The 4,855-nt window shown below is 73.3% G+C and carries 4 protein-coding genes; all 4 read left to right on the plus strand.

From position 1 onward, the window contains the following. The first annotated feature begins 287 nt into the window (after positions 1 to 287). On the plus strand, positions 288 to 2,093 hold the full coding sequence (aspS, locus tag AB0I76_RS22445; protein WP_357038700.1) for an aspartate--tRNA ligase: 1,806 nt from the start codon (positions 288 to 290) through the stop codon (positions 2,091 to 2,093). A 100-nt stretch (positions 2,094 to 2,193) separates the two neighbouring features. Next, complete coding sequence (locus AB0I76_RS22450; protein WP_357038703.1) at positions 2,194 to 3,003, plus strand: sugar nucleotide-binding protein; 810 nt, start codon at positions 2,194 to 2,196, stop codon at positions 3,001 to 3,003. A gap of 82 nt (positions 3,004 to 3,085) precedes the next feature. Then, entirely contained in the window at positions 3,086 to 3,679 is a 594-nt protein-coding gene (locus tag AB0I76_RS22455; RefSeq protein WP_357038706.1) for a winged helix-turn-helix domain-containing protein, read from the plus strand. Beyond that, a partial coding sequence (locus AB0I76_RS22460) for an MFS transporter (RefSeq protein WP_357038708.1) occupies positions 3,676 to 4,855 on the plus strand: 1,180 nt, incomplete at its 3' end. The genes AB0I76_RS22455 and AB0I76_RS22460, both read left to right, overlap by 4 nt.

A 4,855-nucleotide genomic window follows, 5' to 3' on the forward strand; every position in this document is an offset into this window, starting at 1 on the left:
GCCGGAGACCTGGTCGAAGCCGCCCGGCTGGCGGGCGGCGGCGAGCGTCCAGCCGCCGATCAGCAGGACCGGCGCGGCGGTCGCGGAGAGCAGGGCCCATCGGGGTACGCGCACCCGGCACACCGTACGCGGACCGGCTCGCGGCGGGCCGAGCGGTGTTAAGAGGGGACCCCTCCTCTACCGGAGGCGTTAAGAAGGTGCCCTTCCTTACCCAGCGACCAGGCTCGGGGGGAGGCTGACAGAATGCGGGTGAAGCAGACGTAGGAGCAGATGAGGAGACGCAAGTCGTGATCCGTACCCATGACGCCGGCAGCCTGCGCGCGACGGACGCCGGCACCACGGTGACGCTCGCCGGGTGGGTGGCCCGCCGGCGCGACCACGGCGGTGTCATCTTCGTCGACCTGCGCGACGGCTCCGGTGTCGTCCAGGTCGTCTTCCGCGAGGAGGACGCCCACGCGCTGCGCAACGAGTTCTGCGTGAAGGTCACCGGCGAGGTGACCCGCCGTCCCGAGGGCAACGAGAACCCGGAGCTGCCGACCGGCGAAATCGAGGTGACCGCGACCGCGCTGGAGGTGCTCTCCGAGGCGGCGCCGCTGCCGCTGCCGGTCGACGACCAGGTCGAGGCCGGCGACGACATCCGCCTGCGCTACCGCTACCTGGACCTGCGCCGCAGCGGCCCGGCGAGGGCGATGCGGCTGCGCTCGCGCGCCAACCAGCTCGCCCGCACGGTGCTGCACGAGCGGGACTTCCTGGAGATCGAGACCCCGACCCTGACCCGGTCGACGCCCGAGGGCGCCCGGGACTTCCTGGTGCCGGTGCGGCTCCAGCCCGGCAGCTGGTACGCGCTGCCGCAGTCGCCGCAGCTGTTCAAGCAGCTGCTCATGGTCGGCGGGATGGAGCGGTACTACCAGATCGCCCGCTGCTACCGGGACGAGGACTTCCGCGCCGACCGGCAGCCGGAGTTCACCCAGCTCGACATCGAGATGTCCTTCGTCACCGAGGACGACGTGATCGACCTCGGTGAGGCGATCGTCTCGGCGCTGTGGAAGGACCTGGCCGGCCACGAGATCTCCCGGCCGATCCCGCGCATCACCTGGCACGACGCGATGGCCCGGTACGGCTCCGACAAGCCGGACCTGCGCTACGGCGTCGAACTGACCGAGCTGACCGACTACCTGCGCGGCACGGAGTTCCGGGTGTTCGCCGGGGCGATCGACGCGGGCGGCTACGTCGGCGCGGTGGTGATGCCGGGCGGCGCGTCGCAGACTCGCAAGGAACTGGACGGCTGGCAGGACTGGGCGAAGGCGCGCGGCGCGAAGGGCCTCGCGTACGTGGTACTCGACGCCGAGACCGGTGCGCCGCGCGGCCCGGTGGCGAAGAACCTCTCCGAGGCGCACCTGGCCGGGCTGGCCGACGCGGTCGGCGCCAAGCCGGGCGACGCGGTCTTCTTCGCCGCGAGCACCGACACGCGGGAGGCGCAGGAACTGCTCGGCGCGGCCCGCATCGAGATCGCCAAGCGGGCCGGCCTGGTCGACGAGAGCGCCTGGGCGTTCTGCTGGGTGGTCGACGCGCCGATGTTCGAGAAGACGGACGAGGGTGGCTGGACGGCCGTGCACCACCCGTTCACCTCACCGAACGCCGACTGGGTGGGCCGTTTCGAGGAGGCGCCGGACCGGGCGCTCGCGTACGCGTACGACATCGTCTGCAACGGCAACGAGATCGGCGGCGGCTCCATCCGTATCCACCGGGGCGACGTGCAGAAGCGGGTCTTCGACCTGCTCGGCATCACGCCGGAGGAGGCGCAGGACAAGTTCGGCTTCCTGCTGGAGGCGTTCAAGTACGGCGCCCCGCCGCACGGCGGCATCGCGTTCGGCTGGGACCGGGTCTGCATGCTGCTGGCCGGCGCGGACTCGATCCGCGAGGTGATCGCCTTCCCGAAGACCCGGGGTGGCTTCGACCCGCTGACCGGCGCGCCCACGCCGATCACGGCCCAGCAGCGCACCGAGGCCGGCATCGACGCCAAGCCCAAGCCCCAGGCCGCCCCGCACACCGGCACCGCCGGCCCCGCCGCCCCGGTAGCCGACCCCACCTGACCCTCCCTCGCCCTCGGCCGGTCCACGTTGATCAAGAGGTTTGCGTCATGATCGGGCCCTCGGTTGACGCAAACCTCTTGATCGACGGGGTGGGGCGGGGATGACGCTGCTCGTGGTGGGGGCCAGTGGGTTTCTGGGTGGGGAGGTTTGTCGGCAGGCCGTTGCCGACGGGCGTTCCGTCGTCGGGACGGTGCACTCGGGGTCCGTCGGGGTGTCCGGTGTTGTCGTGCGACGGCTTGATGTGACCGATCGGGCCGCCGTGCGCGCGCTCCTGGCGGAGGTACGCCCCGACGCCGTCGTCGCCACCCCCTACCGGTACGACGACTGGGCCGTCACCGCCGACGGGGCGGCCCACGTCGCGTACGCCGCCGCCGAGGTGGGGGCCCGGCTGGTGCACCTGTCCAGCGACGCCCTGCACGCCGGCCGCCCGTCGCCGTACTCCGACGACGACCCGCCCACGCCGGTCTTCCCGTACGGGGCGGCGAAGGCGGCGGCGGAGACGGCGGTGCGGGCGGCCGACCCGGGCGCGGCGCTGGTGCGCACCTCGTTGATCGTGGGGGAGGGCAGCAAGCAGATCCAGCTCTGCCGGGACGCCCTCGCCGGCCGGGCCGCTCTGTTCACCGACGAGCTCCGCTGCCCGATCGACGTGTCCGACCTGGCCGCCGCCGTCCTCGAGCTCGTCGACGGTGACTACGCCGGCCCGCTCAACGTGGCCGGGCCGGACGCGGTGAGCCGCGCCGAGCTGGGTCTGCTGGTGGCGCGCCAAGAGGGCCTCGACCCGGCCGGCCTGAAGACCACCACCGGTGCGGCGTCGGGTCTGCACCGTCCCACCGAGGTGCGCCTCGACTCCGCCCGCGCCGTCGGGCTGCTCCGGACCCGCCTGCGCGGCGTCGCCGAACTCCTCGCCTGACACCGCCTGACCTGGCGGCCAATTGCACAGTTTCTATGCACAACTCTTGTGCATAGAAACTGTGCCCGGTTACTGTGCATCCATGGCAGAGGAATCCTCCGGGCGTGGGCCCGTACGGACCGTCCATCTCGACGGTCGCCAGATCCGTACACTGGCTCACCCGCTGCGGCTGCGGCTGCTCGGAGCGCTCCGGATGGACGGGCCGGCGACCGCCACGACCCTCGCCGACAAGCTGCGCACGAACACCGGCGCCACCAGCTACCACCTGCGGCAGTTGGCCGACGTGGGCCTGGTGGTCGAGGACCCGGACCGGGCCAGCGGCCGGCAGCGGTGGTGGCGGGCGGCGCACGACATCACCCACTTCGAGCCGACCGACTTCGACGGCGACCCGGACGCCCGCGCGGCGGTGGAGTGGCTCGAGTCCGACTGGATCCGCTGGATGGCCGAGCAGGCCGAGCGGTGGATGGCCGCCGCCCGGAACGCCGACCGTGCGTGGCGAGAGGCCGCCGCCATCGGGGACATGATGCTGCGCCTCGACCCCACCCGCCTGCGGGCGCTCAACGACGAACTCCACGAGGTCGTCATGCGCTACCGCGACGAACCCGTACCGGACCCGGCGAACGCGCGCGACGTGTTCGTCTTCCTGTCCGCCTTCCCCCGGGTGGAGGAGCGATGAGCACCCTGACCGTCCACCAGGTCCGGCGGCGCTACCTGGTCCTGCACGGCCTGCGCTGGCTGCCGGTCGGTCTGGTCATCCCGGTGACCATCCTGCTCATGCAGGAGCGCGGCCTGTCGCTGACCCAGATCGGGCTGGCCGCCGCCGCGCAGGGCCTGCTGGTCCTCGCCCTGGAGCTGCCCACCGGCGGCCTCGCCGACGCTCTCGGCCGGCGGCCCGTGCTGGTGGTCGCCGCCGTGGTCAACCTCGCCTCCACCGGCCTGCTGGTGGTGGCGGACACCTTCGCGCTGCTGGTCGCCGTCTGGGCGTTGCAGGGCGTCTACCGGGCGTTGGACAGCGGCCCCCTTGAAGCCTGGTACGTCGACGCCACCCTCGCCGCCGACCCCGACGCCGCGTACGAAAAGGGGCTCGCCCGGGGCGGGACGGTCCTCGGCCTGTGCATCGCCGCGGGCGCCCTGCTCAGCGGCGGCCTGGTCGCGCTCGGGCCGCTCGGGCCGGTCAGCGCCCTCACCACCCCGGTCGTCGTGGCGGTGGCACTTCAACTGGTGTCCCTGGTCGCGCTGGTCGCGCTGCTGGTCGAGACCCGCCCTGCCGCCGGGAGCGGCGCGCTGCGCTCCTCGGTGGCCGAGGTGCCCCGGATGGTGGGTCAGGCGTTCGGGCTGCTCCGCCGCTCGCGGGTGCTGGCCGCCCTGGTGGCGGTCGAGCTGTTCTGGGGCTTCGGCATGGTCACCTTCGAGACGCTGCTGCCGGTCCGGCTCGCCGAGGTCGTCGGCGACGCCGACCGGGCGGCGGCGCTGCTCGGACCAGCCAGCACGGTCGCCTGGCTCGCCTCGGCCGGCGCCGCGGCGCTCGTCCCGCTGCTGACCCGCCGGCTCGGCGCGCCGGCCGGTGCCGTGCTGCTGCACGTCGTGCAGGGCGTCACCGTGGTCGGCATGGCCCTGCTCGCCGGCCCGGTCGGGGTGCTGATCGCCTACTTCCTCTGCTACGCGGTGCACGGGGCGGCCAACCCGGTCTACAAGGGGCTGGTGCACCGGCAGGTCGACGGCCCGCACCGCACCAGCGTCCTCTCGCTCACCTCGATGGTGGCCATGCCCTCCGCCGCGGCCGGCGGCGTGGCGCTCGGGGCGGTGGCCGACCGGGCGAGCGTGAGCACCGCGATGCTGGCCGGCGCGGTCG

The sequence above is a fragment of the Micromonospora sp. NPDC049799 genome, assembly GCF_040656655.1.
Taxonomy (GTDB): Bacteria; Actinomycetota; Actinomycetes; order Mycobacteriales; family Micromonosporaceae; genus Micromonospora.

What these genes read in the sequence shown, in the direction of transcription:
- AB0I76_RS22450 (WP_357038703.1), top strand. Translation starts at nt 2,194, where the DNA reads ATGACGCTGCTCGTGGTGGGGGCCAGTGGGTTTCTGGGTGGGGAGGTT.
- AB0I76_RS22455 (WP_357038706.1), top strand. Translation starts at nt 3,086, where the DNA reads ATGGCAGAGGAATCCTCCGGGCGTGGGCCCGTACGGACCGTCCATCTC.